Origin of the sequence: Citrobacter sp. wls706, from assembly GCF_005281305.1 — a bacterium.
GTDB classification, from domain to species: domain Bacteria; phylum Pseudomonadota; class Gammaproteobacteria; order Enterobacterales; family Enterobacteriaceae; genus Citrobacter; species Citrobacter werkmanii.
In genome coordinates, this window is record NZ_SZXG01000037.1 from 50,219 (window position 1) to 66,895 (window position 16,677).

The 16,677-nt window shown below is 51.5% G+C and carries 20 protein-coding genes; 15 read left to right on the top strand and 5 right to left on the bottom strand.

All coding sequences use genetic code 11. The features are described from left to right. Window positions 1-134 precede the first annotated feature (134 nt). The 3 genes from FDW92_RS16835 to flgA form a co-directional block, all read right to left on the bottom strand. Window positions 135-563, bottom strand: a complete 429-nt coding sequence (locus FDW92_RS16835) for a flagellar protein FlgN (RefSeq protein ID WP_042310426.1) — start codon at window positions 561-563, stop codon at window positions 135-137. Between the two features lie 12 nt (window positions 564-575). Beyond that, the gene (gene flgM / locus FDW92_RS16840) at window positions 576-863 is read right to left on the bottom strand and encodes a flagellar biosynthesis anti-sigma factor FlgM (RefSeq protein ID WP_042310424.1); all 288 of its coding nucleotides are present in this window, start codon (window positions 861-863) and stop codon (window positions 576-578) included. Between the two features lie 100 nt (window positions 864-963). Further along, window positions 964-1,680 (bottom strand): flagellar basal body P-ring formation chaperone FlgA, encoded by a 717-nt coding sequence (gene flgA / locus FDW92_RS16845; RefSeq protein WP_042310423.1) that lies wholly within the window; start codon window positions 1,678-1,680, stop codon window positions 964-966. Between the two features lie 133 nt (window positions 1,681-1,813). Between flgA and flgB the strand changes: the two genes are divergently transcribed. From flgB to FDW92_RS16905, 12 genes are all read left to right on the top strand, one after another. Further along, entirely contained in the window at window positions 1,814-2,161 is a 348-nt protein-coding gene (gene flgB / locus FDW92_RS16850) for a flagellar biosynthesis protein FlgB (protein WP_042310529.1), read from the top strand. A 2-nt stretch (window positions 2,162-2,163) separates the two neighbouring features. Further along, window positions 2,164-2,595, top strand: coding sequence for a flagellar basal body rod protein FlgC (gene flgC, locus FDW92_RS16855; RefSeq protein WP_006685942.1), 432 nt, complete (start codon window positions 2,164-2,166; stop codon window positions 2,593-2,595). Further along, window positions 2,595-3,464, top strand: coding sequence for a flagellar hook capping FlgD N-terminal domain-containing protein (locus FDW92_RS16860; protein ID WP_042310422.1), 870 nt, complete (start codon window positions 2,595-2,597; stop codon window positions 3,462-3,464). The genes flgC and FDW92_RS16860 overlap by 1 nt, the downstream gene beginning before the upstream one ends. A 26-nt stretch (window positions 3,465-3,490) precedes the next feature. Next, complete coding sequence (gene flgE / locus FDW92_RS16865; RefSeq protein ID WP_042310420.1) at window positions 3,491-4,693, top strand: flagellar hook protein FlgE; 1,203 nt, start codon at window positions 3,491-3,493, stop codon at window positions 4,691-4,693. 9 nt (window positions 4,694-4,702) lie between these two features. Continuing rightward, the gene (locus FDW92_RS16870; protein WP_042310418.1) at window positions 4,703-5,440 is read left to right on the top strand and encodes a flagellar basal body rod protein FlgF; all 738 of its coding nucleotides are present in this window, start codon (window positions 4,703-4,705) and stop codon (window positions 5,438-5,440) included. A 30-nt stretch (window positions 5,441-5,470) separates the two neighbouring features. Next, window positions 5,471-6,256 (top strand): flagellar basal-body rod protein FlgG, encoded by a 786-nt coding sequence (flgG, locus tag FDW92_RS16875; protein WP_042310416.1) that lies wholly within the window; start codon window positions 5,471-5,473, stop codon window positions 6,254-6,256. Window positions 6,257-6,312: 56 nt separating this feature from the next. Next, complete coding sequence (flgH, locus tag FDW92_RS16880) at window positions 6,313-6,978, top strand: flagellar basal body L-ring protein FlgH (protein WP_094301071.1); 666 nt, start codon at window positions 6,313-6,315, stop codon at window positions 6,976-6,978. Between the two features lie 14 nt (window positions 6,979-6,992). Further along, window positions 6,993-8,114, top strand: coding sequence for a flagellar basal body P-ring protein FlgI (locus FDW92_RS16885; protein WP_042310412.1), 1,122 nt, complete (start codon window positions 6,993-6,995; stop codon window positions 8,112-8,114). 8 nt (window positions 8,115-8,122) lie between these two features. Continuing rightward, the gene (locus tag FDW92_RS16890; protein ID WP_094301070.1) at window positions 8,123-8,425 is read left to right on the top strand and encodes a rod-binding protein; all 303 of its coding nucleotides are present in this window, start codon (window positions 8,123-8,125) and stop codon (window positions 8,423-8,425) included. 98 nt (window positions 8,426-8,523) lie between these two features. After that, on the top strand, window positions 8,524-9,900 hold the full coding sequence (flgK, locus tag FDW92_RS16895) for a flagellar hook-associated protein FlgK (protein ID WP_042310409.1): 1,377 nt from the start codon (window positions 8,524-8,526) through the stop codon (window positions 9,898-9,900). A gap of 17 nt (window positions 9,901-9,917) precedes the next feature. Then, window positions 9,918-10,847: a flagellar hook-associated protein FlgL gene (gene flgL, locus FDW92_RS16900; protein WP_042310408.1), complete on the top strand. Its 930-nt coding sequence runs from the start codon at window positions 9,918-9,920 to the stop codon at window positions 10,845-10,847. A 25-nt stretch (window positions 10,848-10,872) separates the two neighbouring features. Then, window positions 10,873-11,874 carry a hypothetical protein gene (locus FDW92_RS16905; RefSeq protein WP_042310407.1) on the top strand — a complete coding sequence of 334 codons (1,002 nt, stop codon included), beginning with the start codon at window positions 10,873-10,875 and terminating at the stop codon, window positions 11,872-11,874. On the opposite strand, the gene FDW92_RS16910 is transcribed toward FDW92_RS16905, so the two are convergent. Then, complete coding sequence (locus FDW92_RS16910; protein WP_042310406.1) at window positions 11,871-12,350, bottom strand: hypothetical protein; 480 nt, start codon at window positions 12,348-12,350, stop codon at window positions 11,871-11,873. The two genes, FDW92_RS16905 and FDW92_RS16910, sit on opposite strands and share 4 nt — an antisense overlap. Next, window positions 12,328-13,278 (bottom strand): winged helix-turn-helix domain-containing protein, encoded by a 951-nt coding sequence (locus tag FDW92_RS16915; RefSeq protein WP_042310404.1) that lies wholly within the window; start codon window positions 13,276-13,278, stop codon window positions 12,328-12,330. Before FDW92_RS16915 ends, FDW92_RS16910 begins: the two co-directional genes overlap by 23 nt. A 543-nt stretch (window positions 13,279-13,821) precedes the next feature. On the opposite strand from FDW92_RS16915, the gene lafA reads away from it, so the two are divergent. From lafA to fliS, 3 genes are all read left to right on the top strand, one after another. Then, window positions 13,822-14,727, top strand: a complete 906-nt coding sequence (gene lafA, locus FDW92_RS16920) for a lateral flagellin LafA (RefSeq protein WP_042310403.1) — start codon at window positions 13,822-13,824, stop codon at window positions 14,725-14,727. 195 nt (window positions 14,728-14,922) lie between these two features. Beyond that, window positions 14,923-16,248: a flagellar filament capping protein FliD gene (fliD, locus tag FDW92_RS16925; protein WP_042310401.1), complete on the top strand. Its 1,326-nt coding sequence runs from the start codon at window positions 14,923-14,925 to the stop codon at window positions 16,246-16,248. Between the two features lie 33 nt (window positions 16,249-16,281). Then, window positions 16,282-16,674 carry a flagellar export chaperone FliS gene (gene fliS / locus FDW92_RS16930; RefSeq protein WP_003843794.1) on the top strand — a complete coding sequence of 131 codons (393 nt, stop codon included), beginning with the start codon at window positions 16,282-16,284 and terminating at the stop codon, window positions 16,672-16,674. Window positions 16,675-16,677 lie beyond the last annotated feature (3 nt).

Consider the following 16,677-nt stretch of genomic DNA (forward strand, 5'->3'; position numbering starts at 1 on the left):
ATTTGTTCTCAGTAATCCCAATGTTCAAAATCTGGCTATAACAGTGCAATATCCATGCCTGAATTTTAATTATATTTATATCAATTAGTTAGGTGAGGCGCGGAAAGTCGGTTTCCGCGTCAGGGAAGGAAGTTTTAGCGCTGGTAAATAAAATCTGGCTCAGTGCCTAAAAAAGCCTGAATGAACTCATACTGACGGATCAGCAGATCGCCATTTTTTTCGTTGTACATCTTGCAGCGTTTCGCTTTTTGCTCAAGGCTTTGCCACCAGCCCTCTGCGGCAGTTTTCTGCACGCCCGGCAACCAGCTAAAGACCTGCTCTATCCCTGCACGATTGACGCTTACGCCCAGCAGTTGCAGGATCGAGCGGCGCTGTTGGCTGCTGTTTTGCAACTGCTCATAATGCTGTTGAATAAGTTCATTGACAGCCAGCAGCTCGTCGCTGTCGCGACGGATCATACACAGACGTTGTTGTTCCAACTGGTGTCTGAGCGCGTCATACCGCGTCCCGTCCTCGCGGATGCCCTGAAGCAGAGTTTTCACCTGCTGTAGCCTGGTACTCACTGTTTTAGCCTCTTATTTCTGGAAAAAGCTGAGCATATCCCCAGCCAATTGATCGGTATCAACCTGCAAATCGCCTGAGGCCAGCATGGCCTGCATTTGCGCCACTTTGCCGTAATCAACGTCACTTTGCGTATCGTTGTTCAGCGTTTGCTGCGCCGTTTGCAATCCCGCCTGAGTAATATCATCGGCGGAAAGCGCCGCAGAGCTGGATGTGCTCGTCTGCACGCTGCTCTTGTCTGCACGCGCCTGTTCGGTTGTCGATGCAGGACGATTGCCTGGCAGAGTTGGGGTAATTTTCATAGCAACCTCGTACATATTTCGTTGGGTTGGTTATCTGTTATTGGCTAAAAGCGACGGCAATAGAGGAAAACTTTAATCCCATCACAAAAAATCCCCCTCACTACTCCGCCGCCAGCGTGGTGACCACGCCGGTATCATCCACCACACCGCTAATGATCCGCTGGCTGCTGCTGTTGCGAACTTTTATCACATCCCCTTTACGACCATTTTTCAATGCCACGCCCGGCATCGAGGCGGTAATCCCGGCCGTATGGGAGACGATCATCACCGGCTGGTCTCGTTTCACCAATACGGGCTGAACCAGCTCGCTACGGGTAATCGGCTTACCCGGTTGTAGGGCGCGCTTGCTGGTGAGACCAATCGCTTCATCCATATTTGTCATCAACCCTTCACGCTGGTTGCTGATATTGAATTTTTTAAGCTGCAGGTCGTCGGCCTTAATCACCGTATCTCGGGCAATCAACGACTTTGGCATCACTACCGGCACCGACACGTCGGGGCGCACTGCAACGTTATATTTCCAGCCCGCATTGCCCGGGCAGGTCACCACAAAGTTCATGCGTGACAAGGCCATCTCCGGGGAGGTACTGGAGGTGATCTGTGGCGCCGATGCGCATAGCGCGCTGGTGCTCACGGCTGAGGGGATATAGATATTGAACGTGTAGCGATAGTCCTGCCACTGCTGTTTGCGCGCCAGCGCGTCAATTTCATGACTTGCGGCATCGAGAACCCGCGCGTTGATCTGTTCCCGGGCGCTGTGCTGAATGGGGCGGACGGCGGCATGTACGGGTAAGACACAGCATATAGCCAGCATCATTTCCACGGCAAAGCGGAAAGAAGGCTTCCTTCTGTGAGGAGGTGTTTTCATAAAGTCATTTCTCATCAATCACTTAAAAGTTGGCATACATATTGCTAATAACAGCGATATCTACGCAGGAGTGATGCAAGAAATGGGAATCAGTTTTCAGCAGGCATTGGGTGTACATCCGCTGGCAGTGAAGTTACGTCTTGAGAGGACCGAGCTACTGACTGCGAATCTGGCAAACGTCGATACACCAAATTTCAAAGCCAAAGATATTGATTTTGCCGCTGAGATGCAACGGGCAAGTCGCACAAATGTTCCACCCGAGGTGGACGTGAAGTACCGGGTGCCGATGCAGCCTTCAGAGGATGGCAATACCGTAGAGCTGAATACCGAGCAGGCCCGGTTTTCACAAAATAGTATGGATTATCAAAGCAGTCTGACCTTTTTGAACCTGCAACTTAGCGGTATCAAAGAGGCCATTGAAGGAAAATAACCATGTCGTTTACTGATATTTACCAGATTTCCGGCTCGGCGATGACGGCGCAAACCATCCGTCTGAATACCGTCGCCAGCAACATGGCGAATGCGGAATCTCCTGCCAGCAGCGAGGCGCAGGCCTATAAGGCGCGCAGCCCGGTTTTTGCCGCGGTTTACAACAATAGTCTGATAGGTGGGCATAACCGTCACGCCATTGATGGCGCCAGCGTACAGGTACAGGACGTCATGCAAAGCGGCGGGGCGGTGAAACGTTATGAGCCGCATCACCCAATGGCGGACCAGAACGGTTTTGTCTGGTACCCGGACGTCAACGTAGTCGAGCAAATGGCTGACATGATGTCCGCGTCACGTGATTTTGAAACCGACGTTGATGTGCTGAATAACGTCAAAAGTATGCAGCAAAGCTTACTCAAACTGGGAGAAGTGTAATGAATACCCTGGCTCTGTATGCCCAATCTCAGGCGCTGGCTTCTTCTCAGGAGAAGACGACGGCCGTTGCTGAAAATAACGTCGGCGCAACGGCGCAAAGCACCAATCTGGGAGACAGTAGTTCTTCTACGACGTCGTCAACGACGGATACCAGCAGTACCAGTAATACGCCGACGACCACGACCTCAACGGAAAGCTCTGGGGTGGAAACGTTCCTGACATTGTTTGTGGCGGAAATTGAAAACCAGGATCCAACCGATCCCACCGATCCTACGGCCTATATCGATCAGCTCTCCTCAATGGCGCAGGTCGCCATGATGGAAGAGATGAGCGTCCAGGCCAACACCAACGCCGTGCTGATGAGCAACATTCAGGTGATGGCGCTGGGGAATATGGTCGGCGACGACATCATGGTGCAAACCACCTCGCTGGATATCGAAGATAACAGCAAGGAGATTCAGGGGCGCGTCACGCTGGATGACAGCTGTACCGATGTGGATTTGCACTTTACCGATGAAGCGGGTGATGACTACACCGTGTCGCTGATCCCGGAAGGTGAAACCTCCGTCGGACCCGGCCAGGTGGACTTCGACATCAATCCTGCGGATTACGGCATCCCGCCGGGCGATTACAGCGTATCCGTGGTGACCAATACCGGGGAAGAGGAAGTGCCGATTGAGGTGACGGGCAAGGTGGAAGATGTGCGTATTCCGCTCGATGGCAGCACGCCGGTGCTCAACGTTGACGGCGTTGGCGAAGTGCCATTCACCATGATCACCCAGTTTGGTGTACCGGATAGCACTGATGACACCACGCCGCCAGATACTAACGACGGCAGCGATAACGCCGACAGCAATACAGTGATCTGATTTAGTTTACATTACAGGAAGAAACAATGAGTTATGAAATTGCAGCGACGGGGCTAAACGCCGTCAACGAGCAACTGGACGGTATCAGTAACAATATCGCTAACTCCGGGACGGTCGGTTATAAATCAATGACTACCCAGTTCTCCGCCATGTACGCCGGGACACAGGCGATGGGCGTGAGCGTGGCAGGTTCCGCACAAAGTATCTCCACTGGTGGCTCGATGGTATCAACCGGCAATGCGCTGGATTTGGCCATTAACGATGATGGCTTTTTCGTCATGTGCGACAGCGCAGGGAACATATCCTATACCCGCGCCGGTTCTTTTGTGACGGATAAAAACGGTTATATCGTCAATGCGTCCGGTGATTACCTGCAAGGTTATCCGGTTGATGACAGCGGCACGTTGCAAACTGGTACCGTCACTGATATCCAGATTAAAACCGGCAACATCCCGGCGCAGGCCACCGACAGCATGACCTTCACGGCAAACTTTGATGCCAGTGATGAAACGATCGATCGCGCCAGCGTACCGTTTGACGCAAACAACAGCGACACCTACACCGACAGCTACACCACCACCGTGTATGACTCGCTGGGTAACGAGCACTCGGTTAGCCAGTATTTTACTAAAACCGCAGATAACACCTGGGAAGTGCAGTACACCTTTGATGGCGAAGCGCAGAAAGACGCACCGCCGATCACGCTGACCTTCGATCCGAATACCGGTAAGCTGACATCGCCAACAACGCCGCAAACCATCACGTTCACTACTGATGAAGCTGCGCCGATTTCAATGACCGTCGATTATTCAGACTGTACTCAGTACGGCTCTGATTTCTCGGTGACGACCAACTCCGCCACCGGTTATGCCTCCGCGACGCAAAACGGCGTGCAGGTTGATGACGACGGTAAAGTTTACGCCACCTACAGCAACGGCGAACGCATGCTGCAGGGTCAGGTCGTGCTCGCGACCTTCCCGGATGAGAACGGGCTGGAAGCGGTAAGCGGTACAGCCTGGGTACAGACGGGCGAATCCGGCACGCCGCTGATTGGCACGCCTGGCTCCGGCTCTTGCGGCACGCTCTCCTCCGGCATGCTCGAAAGCTCCAACGTGGATATCACCAACGAACTGGTCAATCTCATGACCGCCCAGCGTAACTACCAGGCGAACACCAAGGTGATTTCCACCAGTACGCAGTTGGATCAGGCTCTCTTCCAGGCGATGTAAGGCTAAGAAATGGATCGGTTGATTTATACCGCACTGAGCGGCGCCACCCAGACGCTGCTGGAGCAGCAAATTAGCGCCAATAACCTCGCCAACGTTAACACCAATGGTTTTCGCGCGGATATGGCGATGGCGAGCAATGACAAAGTAAAAGGCGGTGGCTTCGATACGCGTTTTATGGCGAAGGAGAGTCCCAGCGGCGTCAATGACAGCACCGGCGTGGCAGAAAAAACCGAACGTCCACTTGATGTTGCTATTCAGGGATCCGGCTATATCGCCGTGCAGGATAAAGCGGGAAACGAGGTGTACACCCGTAACGGCAATATTCAGCAGGACGATCAGGGACAACTGACCATCGACGGTAACGTGGTGCTCGGGGATAACGGCCCGATTATTTTACCGCCAAACGCGATTGCCTCTTTCGGCAGCGACGGCACGCTCTCCGTCACACCTGACGATGGCGATGTCACTGCAACGATGGATATCGATCGCCTGAAGCTGGTGGATATTCCGGTCGCCAATCTGGCGAAAAATAGCGAAGGGATGCTGGTGACGGCGGACGGCGTACCGGCACAGCGCGATGAGAACATCAAAGTGAGCGGCGGCTTTCTGGAAGGCAGTAACGTGTCTGCGGTGAGCGAAATGATGTCATCTATCGCGATGAACCGTCAGTTCGAAGCGCAAATCAAGATGATGAAAACGGCTGAAGATCTCAGCGACTCAGGCAACAGACTGCTACGCGGCTCCTGAGTCGTAGCCTTTAATCAGGGATAAAGTTTTATGAACGCAGCGTTATGGATCAGTAAAACCGGCCTGTCGGCGCAGGATGCTGAGATGAGTGCGATTGCTAACAACATCGCCAACGTCAATACCACGGGCTTTAAGCGCGACCGCGTAATGTTCCAGGATCTGTTTTATCAGACTCAGGAAGCGCCGGGCGCCATGCTCGATCAAAATAACATCATGCCGACCGGTATGCAGTTCGGTAGCGGTGTTCGTATTGTGGGAACACAAAAAACCTTCACCGAAGGGAATGTAGAAACCACCGACAATACGATGAACGTGGCCATCATGGGGCAGGGATTCTGGCAGGTGCAAAAGGCGAACGGAGATATTGCGTATACCCGTGACGGCAATATGCAGGTTAATGCCGACGGCGTGCTAACCAACGCCCAGGGATTGCCGCTACAGCCAGAAATTGATGTGCCAGCAGGGGCCACCCAAGTCGCTTTTTCACCTGACGGCACCGTGACGGCAATCCTGCCCGGCGACAGTGACCCTACTGAACTGGGGCAGCTAACGCTGGTGAATTTCGCCAACCCGGCCGGGCTTTCAGCCGAAGGCGACAACCTGTATCTGGAAACGGCGGCCAGCGGCCAACCGACGGAAGGTATTCCGGGGGAAGATGGCCTGGGAACGTTACAGGATAAAGCACTGGAAGGCTCGAACGTGGACATCGTCAACGAAATGGTGGCGATGATCACCGTACAGCGCGCCTATGAGATGAACGCCAAAATGGTCTCTGCGGCAGACGATATGCTGCAGTTTATTAGTCAGACACTGTAACTCAAGAATGTGAAATGCCGGATGGTTCAGCGCCATCCGGCAGAAATAGGCAGAACGTGAAAAATTATCTCTGGCTGATGGTACTGCTTCCCCTGTTAAGCGGGTGCGAATCGCAGGCCCTACTGGTCAAAAAAAATGACGAATTCTTTGCTCCTCCCAAAACGGAAGCGCCGCCAACGGCGGATGGTCGTGCGGGTGGCGTGTTTGAAACTGGGTATAACTGGTCGCTGACGGCGGACCGCCGCGCCTATCGGGTGGGGGATATCCTGACCGTGATGCTGGAAGAATCCACCCAGTCGAGCAAACAGGCGAAAACCAATTTCGGTAAGAACAATACCGTTGATATCGGCGCGCCGACGCTGTTCGGACATACCAAAGATAACCTTTCCGCTTCCGTGGATGCTAATCGTGACTTCAACGGGACGGCGACCTCGCAGCAGCAAAACAGTTTGCGCGGTGAAATTACGGTGTCGGTACATTCGGTACAGCCGAACGGTATCCTGGAAATTCGCGGTGAAAAATGGCTCACCCTTAACCAGGGCGATGAGTACATTCGCCTGAGTGGTCTGGTGCGCGCCGATGACATTCAGAACGACAACTCCGTCTCATCGCAGCGTATTGCCGATGCGCGTATCTCCTATGCGGGTCGTGGCGCATTGAGCGATGCCAATGCGGCGGGCTGGCTGACGCGTCTGTTTAACCATCCTCTCTTCCCGATCTAATGCAGGATTTTGATATGCAACACTTAAGCGGGCGCTGGATGAAGGCGTTAAACGGCATCGTTATCGCCCTGAGCCTGGCGCTACCTGGCGCGGTGCAGGCGCAATCTCTGGAGTCGCTGGTTAATGTCCAGGGGGTCAGGGAAAACCAACTCGTCGGCTACAGTCTGGTGGTCGGTCTGGATGGAACCGGGGATAAAAACCAGGTCAAATTTACCAACCAGACAATTACCAACATGCTGCGCCAGTTCGGCGTACAACTGCCGGGCAAAATCGATCCGAAGGTGAAGAACGTTGCGGCGGTGGCGGTCAGCGCGACGTTGCCGCCCATGTACTCGCGTGGGCAGACCATTGACGTCACGGTCTCGTCGATTGGCGATGCCAAAAGCCTGCGCGGCGGCACATTATTACTCACCCAATTACACGGCGCGGACGGAGAGGTCTACGCCCTTGCGCAAGGGAGCGTGGTGGTCGGCGGGATGAACGCGACCGGGGCCAGCGGCTCCAGCGTCACCGTGAATACCCCCACCGCCGGGCTGATACCGAACGGCGCGTCGGTAGAGCGTGAAATTCCCAGCGATTTCCAGATGGGCGATACCATCACGCTTAACCTGAAACGTCCTTCTTTCAAAGATGCCAATAATATTGCGGCGGCGATCAACGCGTCGTTTGGCGGCATTGCGACGGCACAAAGCTCAACCAACGTTATCGTCCGCGCGCCAACCAGCCCCGGGGCGCGCGTTGCGTTTATGTCTCAGTTAGATGACGTCCAGGTGCAGGCGGAAAAAGTCCGGGCACGGGTGGTGTTTAACTCGCGTACCGGTACGGTCGTTATGGGCGATGGTATTGCCCTGCATGCGGCGGCGGTATCGCATGGCAGTCTGACGGTTTCCATCAATGAAAGCAGCAACGTCAGCCAGCCGAACGCTTTTGCCGGTGGCCGTACGGCGGTGACGCCGCAAAGCAATATTTCGGTGAATCATGCCCGTCCGGGGATGATTACGCTGCCTGAATCCAGCAGTCTGAAAACGTTGGTTAATGCGCTCAACAGCCTGGGAGCCACGCCAGACGACATTATGTCTATTTTACAGGCCCTGCATGAAGCCGGGGCGCTGGATGCCGATCTGGAGGTGATTTAATGGCCGATATTAAGGTGAATCATAGCGGGGGTATTGACGGCAGCGATGCGTTAATGGGCCCCAAAATCAAAGATAACGATTTGCAGAAAGCGGCCCAGCAGTTCGAAGCCATCTTCTTACGCAACATGCTGAAAGAGATGCGTAAAACCAATGAGATATTCGATTCAAAAGATAACCCGTTTAACAGCGACTCGGTACGCATGATGCAGGGATTTTATGATGATCAGCTGTGCAACAGTCTTGCCCAACAGCACGGCATTGGCATTGCGGAGATGATCGTCAAACAACTCTCCCCTCATCACAAAGGATAAAGATTGCGCGGCGGCTTAAGAACTGCGGTTTTTTCGCCGCTCTTAATCGGCAAGGTTGTTAATGACAGACCGGGTAACTGACCGGCGAGGACGCTTTGATGGACATGATTAACATTGGCTACAGCGGCGCATCGACTGCGCAAGTGGAGCTTAACGTAACGGCGCAAAACACCGCCAACGCCATGACAGACGGTTACACCCGGCAGGTTGCCATCACCAGTACCATTGGCGCCAGTTCTGGTTCGGCGAACAGCGCGGGTAACGGTGTGCAGGTTGACAGTATTCGCCGGGTCTCAAACCAGTATCAGGTTAACCAGGTCTGGTATGCCGCCAGCGATTATGGCTATTACAACACCCAGCAAGAATATTTAACGCAGTTGGAAACCGTCCTCAGCGATGATAACAGCAGCCTGAGCGGGGGTTTTGATAACTTTTTTGCCGCGCTAAACGAAGCCACCACCAGCCCGGATGATTCCGCCCTGCGTGAGCAGGTGATTAGCGAGTCCGGCGCGCTGGCGCTGCGCGTGGATAACACCCTCGATTATATCGACTCGCAAAGCAGCGAGATCGTCAGCCAGGAGCAGGCGATGGTGGCGCAGGTGAACACCCTGACTACCGGTATTGCCAGTTATAATCAGCAAATTGCGGAAGCTGAAGCCAACGGTGATAACGCCTCGGCGCTGTACGACGCCCGCGATCAGATGGTCGAACAACTCAGCGGTATCATGGACGTTCAGGTCAATATCGATGATGAAGGTAACTATAACGTCACGCTGCAAAACGGTCAGCCGTTGGTCAGCGGGCAGGAGAGTTCCACCATCGAACTGGATACCAACGCCGACGGCACACAAAGCATGTCGCTGACGTTTGCCGGAACCACCTCATCCATGAGCACCGATACCGGCGGTTCGCTGGGGGCGTTGTTTGATTATCAGAATGAAATACTGACGCCGTTGACGGGAACGATTAACAGCATGGCGGAGCAATTTGCCGATGCGGTTAACACTCAGCTGGCGCAGGGCTATGACCTGAACGGGAATCCCGGCGAACCGCTGTTTATTTATGACGAAAACTCATCGGATGGTCCGCTGGAGGTCAATCCCGATATCACCGCCGATGAACTGGCATTTTCCAGCTCGCCAGACGAAAGCGGTAACAGCGATAACCTGCAGGCGCTAATCAACATCTCGACCGAACCGTTGGATATAGAAGGTCTCGGCAGCGTAACCGTGGGCGAAGCCTGTTCATCGATCATCAGTAACATCGGTATTTACAGCCAGCAAAACCAGACGGAAGCCGAAGCCGCAGCCAACGTGTACTCCGAGGCACAGAATCAACAGAGCAGCGTGAGCGGCGTCAGCATGGACGAAGAAGCGGTCAACCTTATTACCTACCAGCAGATTTACGAGGCTAACCTGAAAGTCATCTCAACGGGTGCTGATATTTTCGATTCTGTGCTGGAAATGTGTAGCTAACCTGGAGGGCTATTATCATGCGAGTGTCTACCCAACAATCCTATGTGTCTATGACGCAGAGTTTTAATAACCTTTCCAGCGATTTGTCGCACGTCGTTACGCAAATGGCGACGGGCAAAAGCATTCTGTTGCCGTCAGATGATCCTATCGCTGCAACCCGTATCACCCAGCTTAACCGCCAGCAATCGGCCCTCGACCAATATCAAACCAATATTGATTCCGCGTCGGCAGGAATGAGCCAGCAGGAGTCTATTCTCGATGGCGTTAATAACGATCTGTTGGCGATTCGCGACGATCTGTTGGAAGCCGCGAACGGCACCAATACCGCCGAGTCATTATCCAGCCTGGGGCAGGATATCCAGTCAATGACCGAAGCGATGGTGGCGGCGCTCAATTACCAGGATGAAGACGGGCACTATGTGTTTGGCGGCACGGTGAACGATCGGCCGCCGATTGTCGCGGTGGATGAGGACGGCGACGGGGTGACCGACAGCTATACCTATCAGGGTAACGACGATCATCGCCAGACCACCGTCTCCAATGGCGTAGAGGTTGATACCAATGTTGCCGTCAGCGACTTCTTCGGCGATAGCCTGGACGTGCTGAACACCTTAACGTCATTATCGAAAGAGCTGCAGGATCCATCGGTAGACCCCGCCGATCCGCAGGTGCAAAGCGATATTCAGAATGCCATCGACACGGTAGACGTGGCTTCTGATGAGCTCAATGCCTCTATCGCCACCATTGGTGAAACGCAGAATACGATGACCATGCTAAGCGGTGCTCAAACGGATATCTCAACGTCCAACGATCAGCTTATTAGCCAGTTGAGCGATCTGGATTATGGCCCAGCTTCCATAACCTTTACCGGTCTGGAAATGGCGATGGAAGCCACCTTAAAAACTTACTCCAAAGTGAGTGAGTTGAACCTTTTCAGTGTGATTTAACAGTTAGCAGTAGCTCAGGAATAGTATGCAGGTCGGTTTAAATACAACATCACTCTCCGGTAGCGGAGCGCTTAATTCTTCTGTGCAACAGCATACCGTTGCGCAGAATGCCCCTGTCCGTCAAAAGTTACCCGCAACGGCGAGTGATTACCCGGCCTCACCGCTTATTACCACCCGGCCTCAGCGCTATAGCGTGCAGCTTAACGATCAGCTCACCACGCTGCAGCAGGCCGATCACTATCTGGGACAACTGGAGCAGCATTTGCTGGATTATCGCCATGCCTCGCGCCGTGGCGGGCAGACGCAGCAGCAAAAGGGCGCCGAACTTACCCAGTGGCTGGATAAAAGAACGGCGTTATCCGGCGGCGCGGTGGACAGGCAACTGCGTCCGGTTTTGCAGGGCGAGGCGCGAGTGACCTTTCACGCGCCTGAACTGGCGCAGATGCTGCAAACAAATGCCATAAGCTCGCGTATGTTTAGTGTTTCCGACGGGCGGCAAACGCAGCACTCGGCGGTGGTGGTGAGTGAGGATATGGATCCAGGCCAGTACAAGATAATGATGAGCAACGCGCTGCGTCGCGTCGGCGTACAGGTGCACGATCGGCAGGGCACGTTAACGTTCTCCACCACGGAAAAGCAGTGGCCGCAGCTCCAACAAACCCTGAGCGTACGCGATGTCGGTGCGAAGTCATCAGCGTTTACCCCGCTGAAAACATTTGCCGATCCCTCACGTTCAGAGGAGCTTCAACAGTATATAGCACAGGGCGGAACCCGAACTCCGGACGGATTACAGCAGGCGTTGGATATTATTGGCGATCAACGTGCGCAAATGGCTGCCCAGCAGGAAAAGGGCCGGCAACTGATTGACGGTATGGCGCGTTTTCCACAGGCAGAGAGTGCGGTAAAAGCCTCTGAATCACTGGGGGGAGTATTGGATCATGCTAATCACAATTATCAGGTATTAGCACAGGCGGTAAATGGACAAGCCCGACTTTCCAGCCAGACTGTCCGTAGTTTATTAAGTTAATTCTGCTGACATGCATTTGTTGAGAAGTTAAATACAGTGGGGTCTGTGATTAATAGACCTCCAACATCCCGTGTAAAAAGCAAATTTTGCTGTGGGTTTAAATGAAGCCACCACGTATGCAGGTTGTGTTCAGAGACAAATACCCCGAAATTAGCCAGCCGGGAATCGTTTTGATCGGTTTTGGTGGTACTAAAGTGAAACTCCCCTTGTTTAGATGAACCTGCATAATGATTTATGCACGATGCGATCTTAAACGTGGATGGCATTTTGTTATTTTGCTCCAGCGGGACGAGAGTGACGGTCATGTTTTTGTTCAGTGGACTCGTAATGAGTTCATAATGTACGTTTTTGCCAGTATTAAGATCGTAATTGGCAATAACCGTATTTTCAATATGGGCATGCGCGATAAAAGTGAAAAATAGCGTTAAAACAGACAGGCCAGGGAAAAAGAAATTATTTGCATTTTGGCATTTCATTTAACATTTTCTCCACTTCTTTAATTAAAATACCATTCATTTCATTATCTTTATTTAGCCAGTTATCAAAACTCAGCGCTAACTGCCATTTGTCATTGCATTGATTACTAAGCACAATATCAAGGGCAAGTTTGTTCAGTGAAACCCGATAATACAAGGTCATCGAGGCATTATGGCTTACCAACAATGGGTTGAGCTGCTCTATACCGGGAAGAATATGCGGTGAAACAAACGATGACGATTTCTTATTCTCACCTGAGTCGTACAGTTGATATACGGTAACACGGTTGGCATTTTCAAGCGTCTCTTTAACCAGTTGTGGAGCTTCTTCCATTTTAGTGACAGATGGTGCTTTAAAATAAGAGATTAAAATAAACAACGACAGCGCGATAACGATAACGGGTAAGGTAATCAGAACGGCGCGATAAGGATGCCGCCTGATGTTAGTTTTTCTCTGGCTTCTCGGCAATAGTTGACTGTTAAGTAAGGGTATTTCCCCATGAGTTGTTGACGGAAGCGTTTCAACAAGCGTAAGGAGTTCAATAACCTCGGTACGCTTCTCGGCTTCATCAATAGTACTGTCATCAGCCACAGTTTCATTAAGGTCAATAGTTTCAGTGAGGTAGTTTTTATTAAATAAATACCCTTTTTTGGGTATGGTTTTTATAATTTCCTGCTGCTTGCCGTCATCGTCGATAGCAACACGTAGGGCATGAATGGCTGTCGGCAGGCTATTTCCACCAACGATACGATTTTTCCATACCGCGCTCATTAAATACGACCGAGATAAAACCACATCGGCATTTTTAGCTAATGTCTCTAACAGAATAAAATGGTATTCGCCCAGGCGACGTATCTCACCTGTTTCACAATGGATTAACGCATTAAGCGAGGAATCCATCCGCCAGTTGTTGACTACGATACTCATCGTTTTGTGTACCCGTGCAAGATTTTATATCCCTGGTGTCACACCGTTAAAAATCAGTGCATTAAAATTCTGGAGAAATTGAAATGTCTTTCTGGCTGTGAAGCTGTAGCCGAATCGCTATTGAGTATTTTTTATACTGTCCAAAAAAGGATTTGAAATGTAGCGAAAGTGTCCGAGACTCACAATATAAAAATACAGGCTATTTGCAACGAAATGTAAAATAAAGCCTGAGTACGATACTTTAATGCATTCTTGATTGAGTACAATCTTATCTTTATCATAAAGTTAACCCTTCAGATGCGTAATCAATCAACTCATGATGAGATATTTCTAATAATCTTTTAATTAAACCTTAGGTGAGTTCTTCCTTGGGTGAGGCCTTTTTTGGAGCTAAAGCACGGAAAGCTAAAATAGGAGTGAGCTCTTGCTGATGAAGTTGTAGGAGGCATGAAAAAATTTTTTGTAGCGCTTTAAGTTTTCCGAACGGGTGGTCGTTTTTACTGAGTATCGAAACGAAAACGATTATTCCCAAGGAGCAGTACCATGTTATCGATTAATACTAATACCGCATCAATGTCTGCTGTAAATGCTATCAACAAAAGCAGCGCATCACTGTCTACTTCTATGGAACGTCTGGCGACAGGTAACCGTATTAACTCATCAGCAGATGACGCTGCGGGCAAACAGATTGCCAGCCGCCTGACCGCGCAGTCCAGCGGTATGGGCGTTGCGCTGAGCAATATTCAGGACGCAACCGCGATGCTGCAGACTGCGGACAGCATGTTTGACGAAATGACCGACGTACTGGGCCGTATGAAAGACCTGTCCACCCAGGCTGCGAACGGAACTTACAGCAGCGATGATCTACAGGCGATGCAGGACGAATACGACGAACTGGGTCAGCAGATGTCCGATATGCTGCAGAACACCACCTATGGTGGCACTAACCTGTTCGGTACGGCTGCCACAAGTAACACAGGGGTTTCAGGTCTGTTCCAGAGTTCAGTGACCTTCCAGGTTGGCGCTGAATCTTCTGACACCATGACCGTAAATATTTCTTCGCAATTGGGTGATCTGGTCAACGATCTGGATAAAGTCAGCAAATCTTTCTCTTCTGACAACTCATCTAACGTGAGTGCATCTGGTACCGAGCTAACAGCTTCTGCGGGCGCTGCTAACAATATGATCAGCACTATCCAGACTGCAATGGATGATGTGTCTAAGATCCAGTCCAAACTGGGTGCATCCATCAACCGTCTGAACGACACCGCTGCTAACCTGACCAGCATGCAGGACAACACTGAAGTGGCGATCGGCAACATTATGGATACCGACTACGCGACAGAAGCGTCCAACATGACCCAGCAACAGGTACTGATGCAAACGGGTATCACCATGCTGAAGCAGTCCAACAGCATGTCCAGCATGGTTTCCAGCCTGCTGCAGTAATTCCTGACGTGATGCCATTCACAACACCGCCACCCGGCGGTGTTGTGCTTTCAGCGACCAGGCTTTACCTGGAAACCTTCCTGAGGAAGGGAAAATTCATTTCCGCTACTAATTTAACTTACTGAATATAAATAATAAAAAATATTGGCATGCGTTTTGCTAATGCATAAATAACGTTGCACGGAGTCACTGATTATGAGCTTTACGAGTCCGATCCAAAAATTAGCACAAGAATTTGCCTACGCAGATATCGCCACTCAAGCGGCGAATCTGCAGAACCAACAGAACGAATTGAATGCAGAGAGCAGCGGTCTGGAGTCGTTAAGTTCGGCGCTCACTGACTTTCAGTCAGCAATAGACGCGCTTAACAGCGACACCGACGGCCCACTGACGTTTTCTGCCACCTCGAATAATGAGGCGAATACCGTATCAGCAAACTCGCAGGCGCAGGCGGGAACCTATTCATTCTATGTCACTAAACTGGCGCAGGCGCAGCAGACGACCTTCAGCATGAGTGACGATACCTTTAGCGCAACCGGCACGTTTGAGCTCACGATGGATGATGGTACGACCATGGATATCGATCTCGCGTCTGCCGATGAGGATGGCGACAGCTTTATTGATGCCAACGAACTGGTTGATGCGATTAATGGCTCGGATGACAACCCAGGCGTGTCGGCGGCACTGGTCAAAACCGACGGGACAACCACCATCATGCTGACTTCCGATTCTACGGGAGCGCAAAGCAAATTCTCAGTAAGCGTAACGGGAAACACCTCTTTCTCTGATCAGATTATCGCCAGCGAAAATAACGTCACAGAGGCGCAGGACGCTGAAATTCATCTGGGTAATGCGGGAGGCCCCGCCATTACAAGCAGCACTAACACCTTTGACGATGTGATCCCCGGCGTAACCATGACCTTTTCAGAGGTCAGCGACCCTGACGATCCGAACGATGTAACCACCTTTACCGTTGCTGAAGACTCCAGTGGTTCTCAGGCAAAAGTGCAGACCTTTGTGGATGCCTATAACACGCTAATCGACACCATAGATTCTCTCACCAGCTACGGCGATGACAACACGGCAGCCGGGGTTTTTGCCGGTGACGCTGGGATGAATTCACTGGCAAATCAGATGGATGATATCGCACACGCTTCATACGGCGGCGTATCGATTGTCGACTATGGCATTACGCTGGATTCCGACGGCCACCTGCAGATTGACTCCACCCAGTTCAGCGAAGAAATGGAAGAAAACCCGGACGGATTGACCTCCATTTTTGTCGGCGATGACAGCATGGTCGCGCAGATGGACGACCTGATGGAAAGTTACCTGGATTCCAGCAACGGCATCATCGCTATGCGCCAGGAAAACATTGATAACCAGCAGAGCAAAATTCAGGACGAAAGCGATCAACTGACCGAAACCTATAACACCAACTATGACCGCTATGTGGAAGAGTACACCAATACGTTGATTGAAACGTATACCATGAAAGTGAGTATGGCCGCGTTTATGTAACCGGCTGATTTAAAAGAAGGATTGGGAAACAATATGTACGACACGCAGGATGGTTATTCGCAATATAAAGAGATGGATCTTGCTGCGCGTACGGCAGCAGCATCGCCGTTAGAGCTGGTGCTGGTGCTGTTTTCGGGACTGATGGACGAACTGGAACGCGCGAAAAGCCACATTGAAAACAAACGCTACGAGCGTAAAGCGCAAAGCATCAATAAATGTATCGATATTCTCAACGCCTTAACCAGCTCGCTGGAGTTTGAAACCGGCGGTGAGCTGGTGGTGAATCTCTCCCGGCTTTATGACCACTGCGTCTACCGTCTGTATGAAGCGAGCGGCGAATTGTCGTTAGAAAAAATTGATGAAGTGATCCTCATCCTGACGAATCTGCGCACAGGCTGGGAAGGTCTGTCGGCAAAACTTGGATAAGGC